The 18,189-nt window shown below is 71.5% G+C and carries 18 protein-coding genes; 13 read left to right on the forward strand and 5 right to left on the reverse strand.

The annotated features are described in order from the left end of the window. The first annotated feature begins 3 nt into the window (after positions 1-3). From ACFV9D_RS34670 to ACFV9D_RS34700, 7 genes are all read left to right on the forward strand, one after another. Positions 4-921 (forward strand): glutamate ABC transporter substrate-binding protein, encoded by a 918-nt coding sequence (locus ACFV9D_RS34670; RefSeq protein WP_329115132.1) that lies wholly within the window; start codon positions 4-6, stop codon positions 919-921. Positions 922-1,044: 123 nt separating this feature from the next. After that, complete coding sequence (locus ACFV9D_RS34675) at positions 1,045-1,692, forward strand: amino acid ABC transporter permease (protein ID WP_385155496.1); 648 nt, start codon at positions 1,045-1,047, stop codon at positions 1,690-1,692. After that, complete coding sequence (locus ACFV9D_RS34680) at positions 1,689-2,618, forward strand: amino acid ABC transporter permease (RefSeq protein WP_385155498.1); 930 nt, start codon at positions 1,689-1,691, stop codon at positions 2,616-2,618. Before ACFV9D_RS34675 ends, ACFV9D_RS34680 begins: the two co-directional genes overlap by 4 nt. Positions 2,619-2,781: 163 nt before the next feature. Further along, positions 2,782-4,575 (forward strand): FAD-dependent monooxygenase, encoded by a 1,794-nt coding sequence (locus ACFV9D_RS34685; protein ID WP_385155501.1) that lies wholly within the window; start codon positions 2,782-2,784, stop codon positions 4,573-4,575. A 47-nt stretch (positions 4,576-4,622) separates the two neighbouring features. Next, on the forward strand, positions 4,623-4,694 hold the full coding sequence (locus tag ACFV9D_RS34690; RefSeq protein ID WP_309544753.1) for a putative leader peptide: 72 nt from the start codon (positions 4,623-4,625) through the stop codon (positions 4,692-4,694). An 86-nt stretch (positions 4,695-4,780) separates the two neighbouring features. Next, entirely contained in the window at positions 4,781-5,353 is a 573-nt protein-coding gene (locus tag ACFV9D_RS34695; protein ID WP_385155504.1) for a cysteine dioxygenase, read from the forward strand. Next, positions 5,350-5,778, forward strand: a complete 429-nt coding sequence (locus ACFV9D_RS34700) for a rhodanese-like domain-containing protein (RefSeq protein WP_385155507.1) — start codon at positions 5,350-5,352, stop codon at positions 5,776-5,778. Before ACFV9D_RS34695 ends, ACFV9D_RS34700 begins: the two co-directional genes overlap by 4 nt. A 72-nt stretch (positions 5,779-5,850) precedes the next feature. On the opposite strand, the gene recX is transcribed toward ACFV9D_RS34700, so the two are convergent. Together recX and recA are read right to left on the reverse strand one after the other, a co-directional pair. Then, positions 5,851-6,417: a recombination regulator RecX gene (gene recX / locus ACFV9D_RS34705; RefSeq protein ID WP_385155510.1), complete on the reverse strand. Its 567-nt coding sequence runs from the start codon at positions 6,415-6,417 to the stop codon at positions 5,851-5,853. A gap of 4 nt (positions 6,418-6,421) precedes the next feature. Then, a complete protein-coding gene (gene recA, locus ACFV9D_RS34710) occupies positions 6,422-7,555 on the reverse strand; it encodes a recombinase RecA (RefSeq protein WP_385155513.1) in 1,134 nt (377 codons plus the stop codon). A gap of 274 nt (positions 7,556-7,829) precedes the next feature. Here recA and ACFV9D_RS34715 point away from each other — a divergent pair, with 274 nt between their 5' ends. The 5 genes from ACFV9D_RS34715 to ACFV9D_RS34735 all read left to right on the forward strand — a co-directional run bounded on the left by ACFV9D_RS34715 (position 7,830) and on the right by ACFV9D_RS34735 (position 14,152). Further along, on the forward strand, positions 7,830-9,053 hold the full coding sequence (locus ACFV9D_RS34715) for a sensor histidine kinase (RefSeq protein WP_385155516.1): 1,224 nt from the start codon (positions 7,830-7,832) through the stop codon (positions 9,051-9,053). Further along, positions 9,050-9,715: a response regulator gene (locus tag ACFV9D_RS34720; protein WP_385155519.1), complete on the forward strand. Its 666-nt coding sequence runs from the start codon at positions 9,050-9,052 to the stop codon at positions 9,713-9,715. Before ACFV9D_RS34715 ends, ACFV9D_RS34720 begins: the two co-directional genes overlap by 4 nt. Positions 9,716-9,874: 159 nt before the next feature. Then, positions 9,875-11,164, forward strand: a complete 1,290-nt coding sequence (locus tag ACFV9D_RS34725; RefSeq protein WP_385155522.1) for a cytochrome ubiquinol oxidase subunit I — start codon at positions 9,875-9,877, stop codon at positions 11,162-11,164. A 9-nt stretch (positions 11,165-11,173) separates the two neighbouring features. After that, positions 11,174-11,953, forward strand: a complete 780-nt coding sequence (locus ACFV9D_RS34730) for a cytochrome d ubiquinol oxidase subunit II (protein ID WP_385155524.1) — start codon at positions 11,174-11,176, stop codon at positions 11,951-11,953. A gap of 21 nt (positions 11,954-11,974) precedes the next feature. Further along, complete coding sequence (locus ACFV9D_RS34735) at positions 11,975-14,152, forward strand: MMPL family transporter (protein WP_385155527.1); 2,178 nt, start codon at positions 11,975-11,977, stop codon at positions 14,150-14,152. 25 nt (positions 14,153-14,177) lie between these two features. Here the strand turns inward: ACFV9D_RS34735 and ACFV9D_RS34740 are convergent, their stop codons facing one another. Together ACFV9D_RS34740 and ACFV9D_RS34745 are read right to left on the reverse strand one after the other, a co-directional pair. Continuing rightward, complete coding sequence (locus tag ACFV9D_RS34740) at positions 14,178-15,338, reverse strand: AI-2E family transporter (RefSeq protein WP_385155585.1); 1,161 nt, start codon at positions 15,336-15,338, stop codon at positions 14,178-14,180. Between the two features lie 339 nt (positions 15,339-15,677). Beyond that, entirely contained in the window at positions 15,678-15,872 is a 195-nt protein-coding gene (locus ACFV9D_RS34745; protein WP_385155530.1) for a DUF3046 domain-containing protein, read from the reverse strand. A 79-nt stretch (positions 15,873-15,951) separates the two neighbouring features. Here ACFV9D_RS34745 and ACFV9D_RS34750 point away from each other — a divergent pair, with 79 nt between their 5' ends. Next, positions 15,952-16,899: a hypothetical protein gene (locus ACFV9D_RS34750; protein WP_385155532.1), complete on the forward strand. Its 948-nt coding sequence runs from the start codon at positions 15,952-15,954 to the stop codon at positions 16,897-16,899. 14 nt (positions 16,900-16,913) lie between these two features. Here the strand turns inward: ACFV9D_RS34750 and ACFV9D_RS34755 are convergent, their stop codons facing one another. Continuing rightward, positions 16,914-18,101: a PucR family transcriptional regulator gene (locus tag ACFV9D_RS34755; protein WP_385155534.1), complete on the reverse strand. Its 1,188-nt coding sequence runs from the start codon at positions 18,099-18,101 to the stop codon at positions 16,914-16,916. Positions 18,102-18,189: the final 88 nt, after the last annotated feature.

The following is an 18,189-nucleotide window of genomic DNA, read 5'->3' on the forward strand; positions in this document are numbered from 1 at the left end:
ACCATGAAGCTCCGCAAGTCCGCGGCCGTGGCCGTCGCCGTGCTCGCACTCACCGCGACCGCCTGCGGTGGCAAGGAGGGCTCGGCCGGCGACAAGCCCGCCGTGAAGCCCGGCGACTCGAGCGCCCCCCAGCTCCCCAAGTACATCGTCGCCACTGATGTGAAGCTGGAGTCGCCGACCTTCAAGGAGGCGCAGAAGCGCGGCAAGCTGGTCATCGGCTCCAAGGCCGACCAGCCGTACCTGGGCTTCGAGGACCAGGCCACCAAGGAGCGGTCCGGCTTCGACGTCGAGATCGCCAAGATGATCGCGGCGGAGCTCGGCTTCACCGAGGACAAGATCGAGTGGAAGACGGTCGACTCCAAGTCCCGCGAGACGGCGATCTCCAAGGGTTCGGTCGACTACTACGTCGGTACGTACACGATCAACGACAAGCGCAAGGCGCAGGTCGGCTTCGCGGGCCCGTACTACAAGGCCGGCGCCGACCTCCTGGTCCGCAAGGACGAGACCGCGATCACCGGTCCGGAGACCCTCAAGGGCAAGAAGGTCTGCTCCATCACGGGCTCCACCCCGCTGCAGGAGATCAAGAAGCCCCAGTACGGCGCCGAGACCACCGAGCTCGCCAAGTACTCGGACTGCGTGCAGCAGCTGCTGACCAAGCAGGTCGACGCCGTCACCACCGACGACTCGATCCTCAAGGGTTACGCCGCCGCCAACGCCGGCAAGCTCAAGGTCGTCGGCAAGCCGTTCACCGAGGAGCCCTACGGTGTCGGCGTCCCGAAGGACGACACCGTCCTGCGCAACAAGATCAACGACATCCTTGAGAAGTACACCAAGGACGGCACGTACAAGAAGATCTACGAGGCGACTCTGGGTCTCTCCGGCTCCGCGTACGTCGAGCCGCCGGCGGTCAACCGCTACTGATCGCCCGCTTGGAGCGAGCGCCCCGTACGGCACGTACGGGGCGCCCCTCCCCCTGCGCGCGTGCCCCCCTGCCTTGCCCGTCTGCCTTGTCCGTAGGCCGCTGACCGCCGACGCGGAGACCTCATGAACGTACTGCTCGATCATTTCCCGGAGTTCCGCGACGGCTTCATAGGAACCGTGTCGATCACCGCCGTCAGCTCGGTCATCGCGCTGGTCCTCGGCATCGTCGTCGCCGGCTTCCGGGTCTCGCCCGTGCCGCCCCTGCGCTTCTTCGGCACCCTCTGGGTCACGCTGCTGCGCAACACCCCGCTGACGCTGCTCTTCCTGGTCTCGTTCTTCGTGATCCCGGAGATCCTGTTCCCGGGTATGAGCCCCTTCGTGCTCGGCTCGCTCGCGCTCGGCTTCTACACGTCCGCGTTCATCTGCGAGGCCGTCCGGTCCGGCATCAGCACGGTGCCACTCGGCCAGGCGGAGGCCGCCCGCTCGCTCGGCATGACGTTCTCCCAGACCCTGCGGATGATCGTGCTGCCGCAGGCCACCCGGACCGTGCTGCCGCCGCTGAGCTCGATCTTCATCGCACTCACCAAGAACTCGGCCATCGCGGGCGCCTTCAGCGTCACCGAACTCTTCGGCTGGCAGACGCTGATGAGCGAGCAGGGCTACGACATCATCCCGATCTTCGTGTGGGTCGCCGCCGCCTACCTCGTCGTCACCTTCACGATCAGCGGGATCTTCCGTCTCCTTGAGCGCCGCATGGAGGTCGCCCGATGAGTGCCAGCGTTCTCTACGACACCCCGGGCCCCAAGGCACGCGTCCGCAACCGGATCTACGCCGTCCTGGGCACCCTCGCCATCATCGCGCTCATCGCCGTGAGCATCGTCCGGCTGAGCGAAAAGGGTCACCTGGACCCCGCGATGTGGGACATCTTCAACTACGCGGGCATCCGGCAGAACATCGCCGACGCCGTCCTCGCCACCCTGAAGGCGTTCGGCCTCGCGGCGGTCGGCTCGATCGTCCTCGGTGTGCTCCTCGCCGTCGGCCGGCTCTCCGACCACAAGCCGGTCCGCCTGCTGGCCACCGGTTTCATCGAGGTCTTCCGCTCCATCCCACTGCTGATCACGATCTACGCCGTGTGGGTCGGTTTCCTGACCGACTACTCGATGTGGGCGCTGGCGCTCGGCCTGTCGGTCTACAACGGCTGTGTGCAGGCCGAGGTCCTGCGCGCCGGTGTCAATGCCGTGCCGAAGGGGCAGCGCGAGGCCGCGTACGCGCTGGGCATGAGCAAGACCCAGGTCATGACGACCGTCCTGATGCCGCAGGCCGTCCGCGCCATGCTGCCGACGATCATCAGCCAGCTGGTGGTCACCCTGAAGGACACCTCGCTCGGCTTCGTGATCCTCTACCCCGAGCTGCTCCAGACGGCCCGCCTGATCGCCTCCAACACGCAGGTCAACGGCCAGTACCCGTACGTGTCCACCATCGTGGTCATCGGCATCATCTACATCGCGATGTGTCTGGCGCTCTCCGCGCTCGCCACGTGGATCGAGAAGCGGGGCCGTCGGGCGAAGACGGGGATCCTGGCCTCCGACACCGCGGCCAAGGAGGTCGTGCTCGGTGCCGACGCCGGGCAGGCATTCGGCAACACGGTCAGCGGTGGGATCGACGGGCCCGACGGGCCTGGCATCTCGAAGAACTGACAGTATGTGACATCATCCGGGGGCAGTGGCGGCCGCGCCGCTGCCCCCGTCACTTGACGCAAGCACCCGCAGTGGGTTGCATACGTTCTGTGATCACGCACCGGGCTCGCGCCACACTTCGCTGTGCTACCCGCATGACCGAACGGCCTTCAGGAGCCGCGCCGTGGACCCGGTGATCATCGTCGGCGCGGGGCCCGTGGGCCTCGCGCTCTCCCTTGCCCTGGCCTCGCAGGGCGTGCCCAGCGTCGTCCTCGACGAAGGCCCCGGCAAGGAGGAACCGCGCCCCGCCCGCACCGTCGTGCTGCGTGCCGACATGGCCGCGATGGTGGAGCGGCTCGGCTGCACCACGCTCCGTGACGAGGGGGTCCGCTGGGTCGGCTGGCGCTCACTGCGTCGCAAGCAACAGATGAGGCACATCGAGCTGAGTCTCGGTCTCGGCGGTACGGAGAGTGACGGCGAGGGCCCGGCGGCTCCCCTGCACATCCCCCAGCACGCACTCGCGCGCGGTCTGCGCGACGCGATCGCGGGGCAGGAGCTCGTCCAGCTCGTCACCGACGCCCGGCTCGACGGGATCGAGCAGGACACCGACGGCGTCGTGGCGCACACCCGCGGTCCGGGCCCCGGCTCCGGCGGGACCTGGTGGCGCGGCAGCCATCTGGTCGGTTGCGACGGCGCCCGGTCCACGGTGCGCAAGCTGCTCTCCATCCGCTTCCCCGGCCGGACGGCGGTGGAGCGACACGCGGTCGCCGCGCTGCGCACCGAACTTCCCTGGCCCGGCGAGGCCCTGTTGCACCGTCAGCCGCCGTGGCGGGGTGGCGGCGAGGAGGTCACGGCCCGCCCGCTGCCGGACGGTGTGTGGCGTATCGACTGGCTGCTGCCGCCGCGGGGCGATCTCGTCACCCCGGACGCGCTCGTCACCCGGATCCGCGACACCCTGGCCGGCTGGTGCGGCGGGGAGACGCCTCCGTACGAGTTGATCGACACCGGGGTCCACACCCTGCACCACCGGCTCGCACGACGCTGGCGGGTCGACCGGGTCTTCCTCGCGGGAGACGCCGCGCATCTACTCGGCGCGGTCGGCACCCAGGGCCTCGACGAGGGGCTGCGGGACGCCGACAACCTGGCCTGGAAGCTCGCGTACGCTTGGCACCACGGGGCCTCGGACACGCTGCTCGACAGCTACCAGAGCGAGCGGCGTGCTGCCGTGGCCTCGCGGCTCAGGGCCGCCGACCAGTCGCTGCCCGTGCTGCGCGGCGGCGGGGGGCTGCGGACGTACCTCTCGGGCGGCACGCGCGGCCACGACAGCCTGCTGACGGACGGTCATCTGGGGCGCGGCCCGCTGGGCGCGCCCCCCGCGTACCCGCACTCCCCTCTCGCACCCCAGGACGCCGGGGCGTCCCAGGTGGCGGTGGGTACGGGCGAGGGCGCACCGGTCGAGGACGTCCGGGTGACCGCCCCGGACGGCACGACCGTACGGCTCCGGGACCGACTCGGGCGGGGGCGGCTCCTGGTGGTCCTGGTGGCGCCCGGGACGGGTGTGTGGGACCGGCGGCACTGGATGAGCGCGGGGGTGATGCCCCGACTCGTGGAGGCGGTGGGGGCCCTTCCGGTGAAGGCGGAGCTGCTGGTGACGGAGGCTTATCCGGGAGCCGCGGCCCACACCGTCCTGCTGGTACGGCCGGACGGTCATCTGGTCGCCTCCTTCCCGGGGGTCCGGCCGGCGGAGCTGTACGCGGCGGCGGACGCGACGCGGGGCGGTACGGCCTCCGAGCCGGCGCCCAGGGTCACGGCGGAGGCCGCGCCCAAGAGCACCTCCGAGCCCCTGCCCGCATCCGGGTCCACGTCACCGTCCAAGTCCGTTTCCCCATCGGTGTCCAAGCCAGTGGCCAAGTCGGTGTCCAATGCCGCGTCCAAGTCCGTGTCCGAGACGAGCGACCGCACGGCGGACATCAATTGACCCTCGCAGGCGCACATGGTGTACTCCGGAGCGTGACCGACACCGATGTGCGCCTGTGGCGGAGGGTCCATATGGACCTCGTCCGCTACGCGGGCTGCGTGTGTCGCCCGTCCTGCTGAATTCGCCTCTCCCTTCGCGCGCCCGCTGCCGCTGACGTCGGCGCATTCGTCGCGCGCTTCTTCCGCGAACCTCAGGACGGTCTTCCGTGCCCCACCATGTCTCCGCGCCCTCGCCCTCCCCTGTCTCGTCCGGCTCCCCCGTCTCGTCCCGCGCGCCCGGCTCCTCCGCGCCGAGCGCCGCCGACCTTCTGGACTTCGTCCGCCGCACCGCCGCCGACACCGCACTGATCGACTCCCTGCCGCTCGACCCCGAGGGGCGTACGTGGGTACGGCTCGACGGCCCCGGCGGCAGCGAGGCATGGCTCATCGGCTGGCCGCCCGGTACCGGCACCGGCTGGCACGACCACGCCGAGTCGCACGGCGCGTTCACCACCGCGCGCGGCACCCTGACGGAGAACTCGCTGGCGGTACGGCTCCCGTCCAGCGGCTGGAAGACCCTGGAACTGTCCGACGGGGTCGATCGGGAACGGCGGCTGCCGGCGGGCAAGGGGCGTGCGTTCGGGCAGCACCATGTGCACGAGGTGCTCAACGAGTCCCGTGACGCGCATGCCGTCTCGGTGCACGCGTACTTTCCGCCGCTCCCGCTGATCCGGCGATTCAGCCGCTCGGGCGCGGTGCTCCGTCTTGAGCAGGTCGAGCGTCCGGAGGACTGGCAGTGAGCGAGCGGAACCAGCACAGCGAGGCCGAACGCGTGGGAATCGACGAGCTGTTGGAGCGTGTCCGGTCCGACCTGGACCGCATCGAGGCCCATGCGGCCCACGAGGCGTACGAGGCGGGTGACGCGCTGCTTGTCGACACCCGATACGCGGCGCTGCGCGAGCGGGACGGACTGATCCCCGGCGCGCTGATCGTGGAGCGCAACGAGCTGGAGTGGCGGCTGGACCCGCTGGGCAGCCATCGCGCGCCGCAGGCGGACAGCCACGATCTGCGGGTGATCGTGTTCTGCAACGAGGGGTACGCGTCCTCGCTGGCGGCGGCGTCGCTACGGCAGCTGGGGCTGCACCGCGCGACCGATGTGATCGGCGGCTTCCAGGCGTGGAAGGCGGCGGGTCTGCCGGTCCTGCCACCGGCGGCCCTGGGGTAGCCCCACTGCGTACGGCCGACGGCCCCCGCCCCCTTCCTCGGTGGGGGCGGGAGGGTCACGGCTGGGCCTTGCCTAGAAGGGCTCGTCCAGCCCCTCCGTGTCCTCACCCTCTTCTTCCAGGGCCTGTCGGACGACCCGCAGGGCCATGCCCTCCGGGTATCCCTTGCGGGCGAGCATCCCCGCGAGCCGCCGCAGCCTGCGGTCCCGGTCGAGACCGCGGGTGGCGCGGAGCTTGCGGTCGACGAGCTCGCGCGCGGTGATCTCCTCCTGCTCGGAGTCCAGCTGCCCCACCGCCTCCTGGATCAGCGAGGGGTCGACGCCCTTGGTCCGCAGCTCCCGGGCGAGGGCCCGGCGGGCGAGTCCGCGCCCGTGGTGCCGGGACTCCACCCAGGCGTCCGCGAAGGCGGCGTCGTCGATCAGCCCCACGTCCTCGAAGCGGGAGAGGACTTCCTCCGCGACCTCGTCGGGGATCTCGCGCTTGCGCAGGGCGTCGGCGAGCTGCTTGCGCGTGCGGGGGGTCCCGGTGAGCAGGCGCAGGCAGATCGCCCGCGCCCGCTCAGCCGGATCCTGGGGCGACAGCTCCTTCTCGGCCCTCGACGAGTCGGGGCTGTCGCCCGGCCATTCGGTGCGACCGGTCATCGGGTCAGCTCTTGGCCGCCGGGGCCTTGGTCGCCTTGGTGGCCTTGGCCGCCGGGACGGTCTTGGCCGCCTCGTCGGTCGCCGCCGGCTCCGCGCCACCCGCGGCGGCGTCCGTGCCGGCCTCGGCCGACGCGGCCACCGGCTTGACCCCGACGCCGAGCTTCTCCTTGATCTTCTTCTCGATCTCGTCGGCGAGGTCGGGGTTGTCCTTCAGGAAGTTGCGGGCGTTCTCCTTGCCCTGGCCGAGCTGGTCGCCCTCGTACGTGTACCAGGCGCCGGCCTTGCGGACGAAGCCGTGCTCCACGCCCATGTCGATCAGACCGCCCTCGCGGCTGATGCCCTGGCCGTAGAGGATGTCGAACTCGGCCTGCTTGAACGGCGGCGCGACCTTGTTCTTGACGACCTTGACGCGGGTGCGGTTGCCGACCGCCTCCGTGCCGTCCTTGAGGGTCTCGATGCGGCGGATGTCGAGGCGCACCGAGGCGTAGAACTTCAGGGCGCGGCCACCGGTCGTGGTCTCCGGCGAGCCGAACATGACGCCGATCTTCTCGCGGAGCTGGTTGATGAAGATCGCGGTGGTCTTGGACTGGTTGAGCGCGCTGGTGATCTTCCGGAGGGCCTGACTCATCAGGCGGGCCTGCAGACCCACGTGCGAGTCGCCCATCTCGCCCTCGATCTCCGCGCGCGGGACGAGCGCGGCGACGGAGTCGATGACGATCAGGTCGAGGGCGCCGGAGCGGACCAGCATGTCGACGATCTCGAGGGCCTGCTCACCGTTGTCCGGCTGGGACAGGATGAGGTTGTCGATGTCGACGCCGAGCTTCTTGGCGTACTCGGGGTCGAGGGCGTGCTCGGCGTCCACGAACGCGACCTGGCCGCCGGCCTTCTGGGCGTTGGCCACGGCGTGCAGGGTCAGGGTCGTCTTACCGGAGGACTCCGGTCCGTAGATCTCCACGACACGGCCGCGCGGCAGGCCGCCGACACCGAGGGCGATGTCGAGGGCGGTCGAGCCGGTGGAGATCACCTCGATCGGCTCCTGGGTGCGGTCGCCCATGCGCATCACGGCACCCTTGCCGAATTGCCGTTCAATCTGAGCGAGCGCGGCGTCGAGTGCCTTCTCGCGGTCGGTACCTGCCATGGGTTCCACCCGGTTTGCTTGAGTCGATCGCTTCATGTGAAAGACGCTAACCCCTGCCACTGACAATGGGCCCCGACGTCCCTCCGACCTGTGGATAACTCGCCCACAACCCCGCGATTCCAAGGGCCGGAATCCCATAAGAATGGATGTTCGATTTTGGTGTCAAGCGCACCACGCGGGTCGGCGAGACCCGCCCCTCGGCGGTCCGCCCGCCACCGGAGCGGAGATCCGCGGCGCCGCCCCCGACCTGCCGCGCCCGCCTATCCTTCCTGACATGGCCCTCCCCTTCCGCGTCCGGCGCGGCCGCATGTCCCCGCGGGCCGCCGATGTCGTCGTGGCGCTGGTCGTCACGCTCGTCGTGGCCGTCTGGACGCTGGTGTCGGCGCGGTACGCGAGCGAGCCCGTGGGCCGTACCGTCATCGGCTGGGCGCTGATCGTGGTCGGGTGCGGTGCGCTGTGCTTCCGGCGGCGGGCGCCCGTCACGGTCGCGGTCGTCACCCTCCTCGCCTGCGTCGTCTACTACCCCGTGTCCGCGCAGGACGGGCCCTTGATGATCGCCTTCGCGCTCGCGCTCTACACCACGGCCGCGGAGGGCCGCTTCGCCGCCGCCGTCGCGCTCGCCGCCGTGACACTGCTCGCCGTCGGCCTCGGCGAGATCCGACAGGCACCCGGCCACCGCCAGATCGACGACACCTCGCTCGCGATGCTGGCCGGCTGGCTGATCAGCCTGGTCGCCGTGGGCCGCGCCCAGCGGACCCGGCTCGCCTATCTGCACGAGGTGGAGCAACGGGCGCTGGCGGCCGAGCGGGAGCAGGAGGCGCGCGCCCGGCAGAGCGCCACCGAGGAGCGGCTGCGGATCGCCCGGGAGCTGCACGACGTGCTCGGCCACAGCATCTCGCTGATCAACGTCCAGTCCGGCGCGGTGCTGCACCGGCTCGGCAAGAAGCCGGCGCCCGACGTCGCGCTGGCCGCCGCGGAGGAGGCGCTGGAGGCCGTGAAGGCCACCAGCAAGGACGCGCTGCGCGAACTGCGCGCCACGCTCGGGGTGCTGCGCCAGGCCGACGAGGCCGCGCCGACCGCCCCGACCTCCGGACTCGCCCTGCTCGGCGCACTGGTGGAGCGGGCCAGGAGCACCGGCCTCGACGTCCGTACGGAGCAGACGGGGACGCCCGTACCGCTGGCGCCGCCGGTCGATCTCGCCGCGTACCGGATCGTGCAGGAGTCGCTGACCAATGTCACCCGGCATTCCGGGGCCCGTACCGCCACGATCGCTCTCGACTGGCACGCGGACGAGCTGCGCCTGCGGATCGAGGACGACGGCGAGGGCGCTCCGGAGGAGCAGCCGCTGGGGAGCGGCATCCGGGGCATGGCCGAGCGCGCCCGGGCGTTCGGCGGCGACCTGACCGTGCACAGCACCGCCGGGGGCTTCCGGGTCGACGCCCGGCTGCCGATCGAGACTCCGGCATCCACCACCACGTCCAAGGGGGACCCTCGATGATCCGCGTCGTACTGGCCGACGACCAGACCCTGGTCCGGGCGGGCTTCCGCTCGATCCTGGCCGACGAGGACGACATCGAGGTGGTCGGGGAGGCCGCGGACGGCGAGCAGGCGGTCGCGCTCGCCCGCGAACTGCGTCCGGACGTGGTCCTGATGGACATCCGGATGCCGGGCGTGGACGGCCTGGAGGCCACCCGGCGGATCACCGCCGACGCCCGCATCGAGGAGGTCAAGGTGATCATCCTGACCACCTTCGACGTCGACGACTACGTCTACGGGGCGCTGCGCGCCGGGGCGAGCGGCTTCCTTGTGAAGGACACCGAGCCCATGGAGCTGCTGCACGGGGTACGGGTGGTGGCCCGCGGCGACGCGCTGATCGCCCCGGCGGTCACCCGCCGGCTGATCGCGGAGTTCGCCGGACGCTCGAAGCAGCCGGATCCCAGCCCGCGCCTGAACGCCCTCACGGAGCGGGAGCGCGAGGTGATGGGTCTGGTGGGCGCGGGGCTCTCCAACGACGAGATCGCGCAGCGGCTCGTCCTGTCGCCGGCGACCGCGAAGACGCATGTCAGCCGGATCATGACCAAGCTCGACGTCCGGGACCGGGCGCAGCTGGTGATCCTTGCGTACGAGTCGGGGATGATCACGCCCGGCTGGCTGGGGTGACGCCGGCGCGCCTGATCCATGGAGCGTCCCCTAGGGGTCACGGGCGCGGGGGCGCAACTCCTGGGGTACGCGCGCGTGGGGCGGCGCAACCGCGGGGGTAAGCCCACTGACCACCACCGGGCGACGCCGCCCCGGTAGCCGTACGCCGACGCTGGCAGCGTGAATCCAGACGTCCTCGATCTCGCCCGACTGCAGTTCGCCCTCACGGCGGGCGGCCACTTCCTCTTCGTCGCCCTCACGCTGGGGCTCGCGACCGTCGTCGCCGTCGTCCAGACGGTGGCGACGATCGGGCGGAAGCCGCTCCACGCGCGCATGGTCCGGTTCTGGGGCCAGCTGTACGTGATCAATTACGCGGTCGGGATCGTCACCGGCATCGTGATGGAGTTCCAGTTCGGGATGAGCTGGAGCGGGCTGACGCACTACGCGGGCAATGTCTTCGGCGCCTCGCTCGCGGTCGAGACGATCGTCGCGTTCTTCGTCGAGTCGACGTTCCTGGGTCTGTGGATCTTCGGCTGGCACCGCTTCAACCGGTGGGTGCATCTGGCGATGATCTGGATCGTCACCCTGACCGCGTATCTCTCCGCGTACTGGATCCTCGTCTCGAACGGCTTTCTCAACAACCCGGTCGGGCACCGGACCGAGTGCGGCAAGCTGGTCCTGGACGACCCGGTGGCCGTGCTGACCAATCCCTCGGCGCTGCTCGCCTTCGGGCACATCCTCGCCGGGGCGCTGCTGACGGCGGGTTTCTTCGTCGCGGGGGTGAGCGCGTACCACCTCTTCCGGCGCACGCCGGAGCGGGAGTTCTTCGGCCGGAGCCTGCGGATCGGGGTTTTCCTCTCCTTCCCCGCGCTCATGGTCACCGCTGTCTTCGGCGGCATCCAGTTCGCCGCGCTGAGCACCCTCCAGCCCATGAAGTCGGCCGTGTTCAGCCAGAAGACAGCCGAAATCGCGCAGATCCAGGCGGACATGGTCGCTCGGTTCGGACCCGGCGACTACGTCCCCTCCGAGGCGTGGACCCGCGGCGGCGGTCTGGTCATGCTCGTCTGCTTCGCCCTGATGATGTACTTCACCTTCGCCGGAGTGATCCTTGCCTGCTTCAAGAAGGTCGTCTTCCGCTTCCGGCTCTGGCATCTGACCCTGATGGCCGCGGTGCCGCTGCCGTATCTGGCGATGATCAGCGGCTGGGTCTTCCGTGAGGCGGGCCGGCAGCCCTGGGTCGTGTACGGGCTACTGAAGACCGAGGACGCGGTCTCCGACCTCTCCCCCGGCTCCATGCGTGCCTCCCTGATCGTCTTCACCTCCCTCTTCGCGCTGCTCGTCGTCCTCAATGCCTGGCTGCTCGCCCGGTGGGCCCGCCGGGGCCCGGTCGACGAGGGTCTCGGCCACGACGACCGGGGCCGGTCCGAGAACGAGGACGAAGCCGACTCCCTGCCCGCCACGAGCTACTGAGGAGCCGACGTGGAATCCCTCGCCATCGCCCTGCTCGCCTTCTTCGCCACCGGCTATTTCGTGCTGGCCGGTGCGGACATCGGGACCGGGATGCTGACTCCGTACCTCGGTCGCACGGATCACGAACGGCGGCTCGTCATCGCCTCTTTCGCGCCCTTCTTCCTGGGGAACGAGGTGTGGCTGATCGCCACGGCCGGTGTGCTCGTCGGCTGCTTCCCCGATCTCGAGGGGGAGCTGCTGACGGGCCAGTTCGCGGTGCTCGTCCCGCTGTTGACCGGCTGGATCGTCCGTGACGTCGGGCTGTGGTCGCGCGGTCGCGGGCGTGGTCGGGTCTGGCGCGCGGTGTGCGACGGGGCGGTGGTGTGCGGCAGCTGGACGGTCGCGCTGGCCTGGGGCTGGCTGCTGGCGGCGGCCCTCACCGGCACGCCGTACGAGACCGCCACGGGCCCCGCCGCGTTCCTCACCGCCCTTGCCTCGGCCGCCCTGTTCGCCGCGCACGGGCTGGGCTTCGCCATGGTGCGGCTGACCGGCCTGCCGTACGAACGCGCCCGCCTGCTGGTGGGGCGGTCCGGCCGCCCGTGGCAGTCCTTCGCCCTCACGGCGGTCCTCCTGGCCGTGCTCCCCCTGCTCGCCGGGAGCGCCCTCCCGCTGGCCGAGCGGGCCGCGGACGGCGCGACCCTCACCCTCCTCGTCCCCGCGCTGCTCGTCGTCACCCCGCTCCTCGTCGCCGCCCAGGTGTGGACCTGGCGCACCTTCCGGCACCGGGTGACCCGTCCCTCGTACCTGTAACTCCCAGAAGGAGAAACGATCATGACCTTCACGCGGGACACCGATCCCACGGCGAACCCGGCGAACCCGCCGAACCCGACGCGCCGCCGAGGCAGCGTCTTCGAGCGCCTGGCCGCCTTCTCGTACCGCCACCGCTGGTCCGCCGTGCTGCTGTGGATCGTGGTCGTGGCCGCCGCGACCGGCGCCTCGACGGTCGCCGGCAGCGCGTACCACAACGACTTCTCGCTCCCCGGCACCGATTCCCAGGCGGCGCGGACCGTCCTGGAGCGGCACGGCTCCGCGCAGGCCACGGACGCGACGCTCCAGATCGTCGTCAAGGACGAGCAGGGCGTCCGCGAGAAGACGGTCCACGCGCGCGTGGAGGGCCTGCTCGACAGGGTCGAGGGGCTTCCCGGGGTGACCGCCGTCCGCAGTCCGTACGAGGACGGCGCGGCCGTATCCCGGGACGGAACCGTCGGCTACGCCACCGTCACCCTCGACGGCGAGGCGGAGAACACGGACCGCGCCGAGGTACTGAAGATCATCAAGACCGTGCACGCGGCTCAGGGCGACGGACTGACCGCCGCCGTGGGCGGTGACGCGGCGCGGGGCGCGGAGGAGGGTGGAGGTGGCGCGGCCGAGGGCGCGGGCATGCTCGGTGCGCTGGTCATCCTGGTCTTCCTGTTCGGCTCCCTGGTCGCCGCGAGCCTGCCGGTGGTCACCGCGGTCTTCGCCGTCGGCAGCTCGATCGGGCTGATCGCGCTCGCCTCGCACCTCGCCGACGTCGCGGACTTCACCCCACCGATCATGATGCTGGTCGGTCTCGGCGTCGGCATCGACTACGCGCTGCTGATCTTCTCCCGCTACCGCGGGGAGCTGCTGCACGGCGCCGAGCCCGAGCAGGCCACCCGGACCGCGCTGGACGCGGCGGGACGCACGGTCTTCTTCGCCGGCTGCACGGTGATCATCGCGCTGATGGGTCTGGTCGCGCTCGGGCTCGGTTCGCTGCAGGGCGTCGCCCTCGCCGTCGCCCTGACCGTCCTGGTCACGATGGCCGCCTCGCTCACCCTGCTCCCGGCGCTCCTCGGGATCTTCGGCCGGCGGATCCGGCGTCAGGTGGCCAAGCGGGCCGCGAAGTCGACGCGCCCGGAGGGCGAGCGGTGGCGCGGCTGGGCGACGGCGGTGCAGAAGCGGCCGTGGACGGCGCTGCTCGTCTCCGTCGCGGCGCTGGGCGCGCTCGCCGCGCCCGCGCTCGACATGCGGCTCGGCTTCGCCGACGCGGGCAACGACGCCCCGGCGAAGTCCAGCAGGCAGGCGTACGACCTGCTGGCCGAAGGCTTCGGGCCCGGGTTCAACGGGCCGCTGATCGTGGTCGCGGACGGCGGCGGCGAGCGGGCGGCGAACGCCCTGCGTCAGGCCCTGGAGAAGACGGACGGCATCGCGGCGGCCACCGCGCCGATCCCGACGAAGGACGCCTCCGTCTCGACCGTGATCGCCTTCCCCGAATCCGCTCCGCAGGCCGAAGCGACCTCGGAGCTCGTCGACCGGCTGCGGTCGGACGTCCTGCCGCCGCTGGAGCGGGAGACCGGCGCCGATCTGCTGGTCGGCGGGCCGACGGCGGCGACCGAGGACTTCGCGTCCACCGTCTCCGACCGGATGCCGCTGTTCGTCGCGATCGTCGTCGGTCTCTCCGCGCTGCTGCTGCTCCTCGTGTTCCGGTCCGTGCTCATCCCGGTGAAGGCCGCGCTGCTCAACCTGGTCAGTATCGGGGCGGCCCTCGGGGTGATCACCCTGGTCTTCCAGCACGGCTGGTTCGGGGTGCAGCCCGGACCGATCGAGGCGTTCATCCCCGTCATGATCTTCGCGATCGTCTTCGGTCTGTCGATGGACTACGAGGTGTTCCTGCTCTCCCGGATCCACGAGGAATGGGAGCGCGCCAAGGACCCGCAGGGCGCGGTCCGGGAGGGCCTGGCGGCGACCGGAAAGGTCATCACGGCCGCCGCGGCGATCATGATCGTGGTGTTCTCGGCCTTCGTGCTGAGCCCCGACCGGATGCTCCAGCAGTTCGGTCTCGGCCTCGCCGTCGCGATCCTGCTGGACGCGGTCGTCATCCGGTGCCTGATCGTGCCGGCGGTGATGCAGCTGCTCGGCCGGCGCGCGTGGTGGCTGCCCGCCCCGCTGGAGCGCGCCCTGCCGGGGGTGCGGCTGGAACGCGACTGACGCCGCCCACCCGCGAGGCCGCGGGTCAGGCGCCGTCCCGGGCGGACACGTCCCCGGATGACGGCGCCTGGCCCTGGTCCTTCCTCTGGTGCAGTGCCTTCTGGAGCCGGGCGACGACCGCCTCCCCATAGCGCCGGTGGCCGTGGACGCGCGGGTCGTCGGTGACGTCGTACCGCTTCACATAGGCGCCGAGGAACGCCTGCAGGGTGGCGACGGCCGGGATCGCGATCAGTGCTCCGACGGCGCCGAGCAGCGCCGTACCCGCGATCACCGAGCCGAACGCCACCGCCGGGTGGATGTCCACGGTCTTGGACGTCAGCTTCGGCTGGAGGACGTAGTTCTCGAACTGCTGGTAGACCACGACGAAGACCAGCACCCACAGCGCGTACCAGGGGTCCTCGGTGAACGCGATCAGCATGGGCAGCGCGCCCGCCAGATACGTACCGATCGTGGGGATGAACTGCGAGACCAGGCCGACCCAGACCGCGAGCGCGGGCGCGTACGGCACCCCCAGGATCTCCAGCAGGACGAAGTGCGCGACTCCGGAGATCAGCGCCATCAGGCCGCGGGAGTACAGGTAGCCGCCGGTCTTGTCGACGGCGATCTCCCAGGCCCGCAGCACCTCGGTCTGGCGGGCCGGCGGCAGGACCGAGCACAGGGCGCGGCGCAGCCGGGGCCCGTCGGCCGCGAAGTAGAACGAGAACAGGAAGATCGTCAGCAGCTTGAAGAGGCCGCCGAGGACGGTCGCGGAGACGTCGAGGACGCCGGTGGCGCTGTTCTGCACGTACTTCCGGAGCCAGTCGGAGCGGAGCACGCTGTCCTGGACCTCGACCCGGGAGAGCTCGGTGTGGAAGGTCTGGTTCATCCAGTTGATCAGCGAGTCGAGGTACTTGGGAAAGTTCTCGACCATGTCGACGATCTGGCCCGCCAGCATCGACCCGAGCAGCACCACGAAGCCGACGCCGACGACCATGACGGTGAAGAAGACGAGGAACGTGGCGAGGCCGCGGCGCATCCCCCGGGCGGCCATGCGCCCGACGGCCGGTTCTATGGCGAGGGCCAGGAAGAACGCGACGAGGATGTTGACGAGCAGCCCGACGAGCTGGTGGAAGGCCCAGCTGCCCAGCTGAAAGCAGGCGTAGAGCGCGAGGGCGAGCAGCAGGGCACGCGGCAGCCAGCGGGGCATCCGCGCCCCGGATCCGGCCGCACCGCGTCCCGGAGCGCCGGGTCCGCCACCGGAGGCGGCGGGCACGGACGGGGCGGGCACGGACGGGGCGGGCACGGAGGGGGCCGACGGCCCGGCCGGCTCGCCCTCGGAGGCGGCCACGGGGGCGCTGCGCACCGCCGTACGTCCCGCCTGCCCCGCGTCGGGAACGCCGGCGGTCACGGCCTGGTCGGAGGTCCCGCCGCGGGCCCCGCCGAAGGTCCCGTCGGGGGTCGTCTTGTCGGTCTCGTCGGTGTCGTCAGTCGGAGCCACCACGCCAGTCTCGCGCACCGCGCGGACATTCCGCCCCGGCCCCGCGCCTCAGCGCTTGTCGGCCGGTACCTCGACGGCCGAGCAGACCGCCCGCCACACGTCCTTCGCCTCCCAGCCGGCGTCCAGTGCCTCGCGCACCGTACGACCGCCCAGTTCCGACATCACATGGTCCCGCGCGAAGGACTCGGCGTAGGACGCACCGAAGTGGTCCGCCATCCGCTCCCAGAAAATCGTCAACCGCATGAACCCAGTATCCCGCCCCCAAGAGTGCAGCCCGGCCCGTAAGCCTTGTCACACGCCTTTCGCGGCCTACGGTCGGACCATGGCTGGAACTCCTCTCGCGGCTCCGCACCCGACGCCCCCGTCGCCCCCGACCCTCCTCGGGCGCGCCGAGCACTTCATCTGGCTGACGGCCCGCGTGCTCGAACAGCGCCGGTTCGCCTATCACTTCCTGGGCGGCGGCCCGGAAGCGGTCGAGGTCGCCCTCAACGCGTACCTCAACGAGGACGGAGGTTACGGTCACGCCCTCGAACCGGACCTGCGCGGCCCGGTCAGCCAGCCGCTGCACACGGGGCACGCGCTCCGGGTCCTCGACTCGATCGGCCGCTGCGGAGGGCTGCGGGTCGAGCGGATCTGCCGCTACCTCACCGACGTGTCCACGCACGAGGGGGCACTGCCCGCGGTCCATCCGTCGCTGCGCGGCTACCCCGCCGCGCCGTTCGTCCCGATCGTCGACGACCCGCCCAGCGCGCTGCTGTCCACCGGTCCCGTGGTCGGGCTGCTCCACCGGAACCAGGTGTGGCACGCCTGGCTCTTCCGCGCCACCGAGTTCTGCTGGTCGGCGGTCGAGTCCCTGGAGAAGTCCCATCCGTACGAGATCCAGGCCGCGGTCGCCTTCCTCGACGGGGTCCCGGACCGCTCGCGCGCGCAGGCGGTGGCGGACCGGCTGGGCCGGCTGGTGCGGGAGCAGCGACTGGCGGTCCTGGACCCCGACCGCCTCGACGAGTTCCCCGTGGCACCGGGGTACGCACCGGGCGAGCACCACTTCCCGTACGACTACGCGCGTGTGCCGGACTCGTTGGCCCGCCGCTGGTTCACGGACGAGGAGATGGCACGGTCACTGGACCACCTCGCCGCCGGCCAGCAGGAGGACGGCGGCTGGCCGGTCACCTGGCGGCAGTGGGCGCCGGGCACGGCACTGGAGGCGCGCCCGATGGTGACCATCGAGGCGTTGCGGACGCTGCGCGCCCACGGCCGCCGGATCGACTGACGCGGACGCTCGCCCTACGGTGCTTCGCGGAGCAGCAGCGCCGCGATGGCCATGGCCGTGCCGCGCGGCGTGGCGAGGTCGATCCCGGTGCGCTCGGCGGTCTTGGCAAGCCGGTTGTCCACGGTGTTGGGGTGCAGCCCGAGCGCGGTGGCCGTGGCGCGGCGGTCCTGGCCGCGGGCGAGGTGGACCCGAAGGGTTTCCAGCAGCTCTGGGCGGTCGGCGACCGGGTCGAGGAGGGCGGCGATCCGACGGCCGCTCTCGCCGGGCCGGGAGAGGTGGAACTCGAGCAGGACGTCGTCGAGCCGGTGGATCCCGGGCGGCAGCCCGCAGCCGCGCGCGACCCGCAGGATCTCCCCGGCGGTGTGCGCGGCCTCCGGGACGTCGGCGGGGGTCGGGGCAGTGACGGCGGCGACCCGCAGTTCCGTGCCGGCTGCGCGCGAGAGCCGCCGGGCGAGGTCTTCGGGCGGCTCCTCGCCTCCGGGCACGATCGCCCGTCCGATGTCGGTGCCCCCGTCGAGCAGGGCGGGCACCTCCACTCCGAAGGAGTGGTCCAGGGCCGTCTGGATCCGGCGCAGCCGCCGGCGCACGGCGACGTCCCCCTCGCTCGGGGCGGCCTCGGCGCCGATCGCCAGGACGAGGGAGGGCCCGTCGAGGCCGAGCCGCTCCAGCAGGACGTGGCCGGGCGGCAGCATCCCGTCGAGGAGCCCGCGCACCAGGGAGCGGCGCTGGGCCCGCTGCTCGGCGTCCAGCGCCGACCGCTCGTCGAGGTAGGTCTCCGCGACGGCGCCGACGATGCCGTGCTGGGATCCCAGGAGGAGATCGGCGAGCTCGACGAGCGCCGCCTCCTCCCCGGGCTCGGCAGCCTCGCGGAGCGCCTGCCACAGGACGTACATCCCGAGCGCGTGGCTGCGCAGCAGCAGATGCAGCGGCATGCCCTCCTCGGCGCGCTGGGCGGCCCGCTCGCGGAAGAGGCGGGTGGCGCCGGGGGCCGACTTCCCGGCCGGATCCAGGACCCGCCGCAGGAAGAGCCGTACCCCGTGCCGTACGGTCGCCGCGATCTCCAGGTCCTTCATCTCAGCGGGCAGCCCGGCGTAGCCGGGGAGCTGCTCGAAGGAGTCGCGGGCCATCCGCCGCGCCAGTTCGTTGACCTTGGGCTCGCAGCGCAGGGCCAGCGCGCGGGCCGCCTCGGACACCTCGGCCATGACCACACCTCTCGACTGTGACGGGTCACAGTACAGACCGATGACCACACCTACGACGCCGTCGACGGGCGTACGCGGTGGCGCACTG

It is taken from the genome of Streptomyces sp. NPDC059875 (assembly GCF_042731085.1).
In the GTDB taxonomy this organism is placed as follows: Bacteria; Actinomycetota; Actinomycetes; order Streptomycetales; family Streptomycetaceae; genus Streptomyces.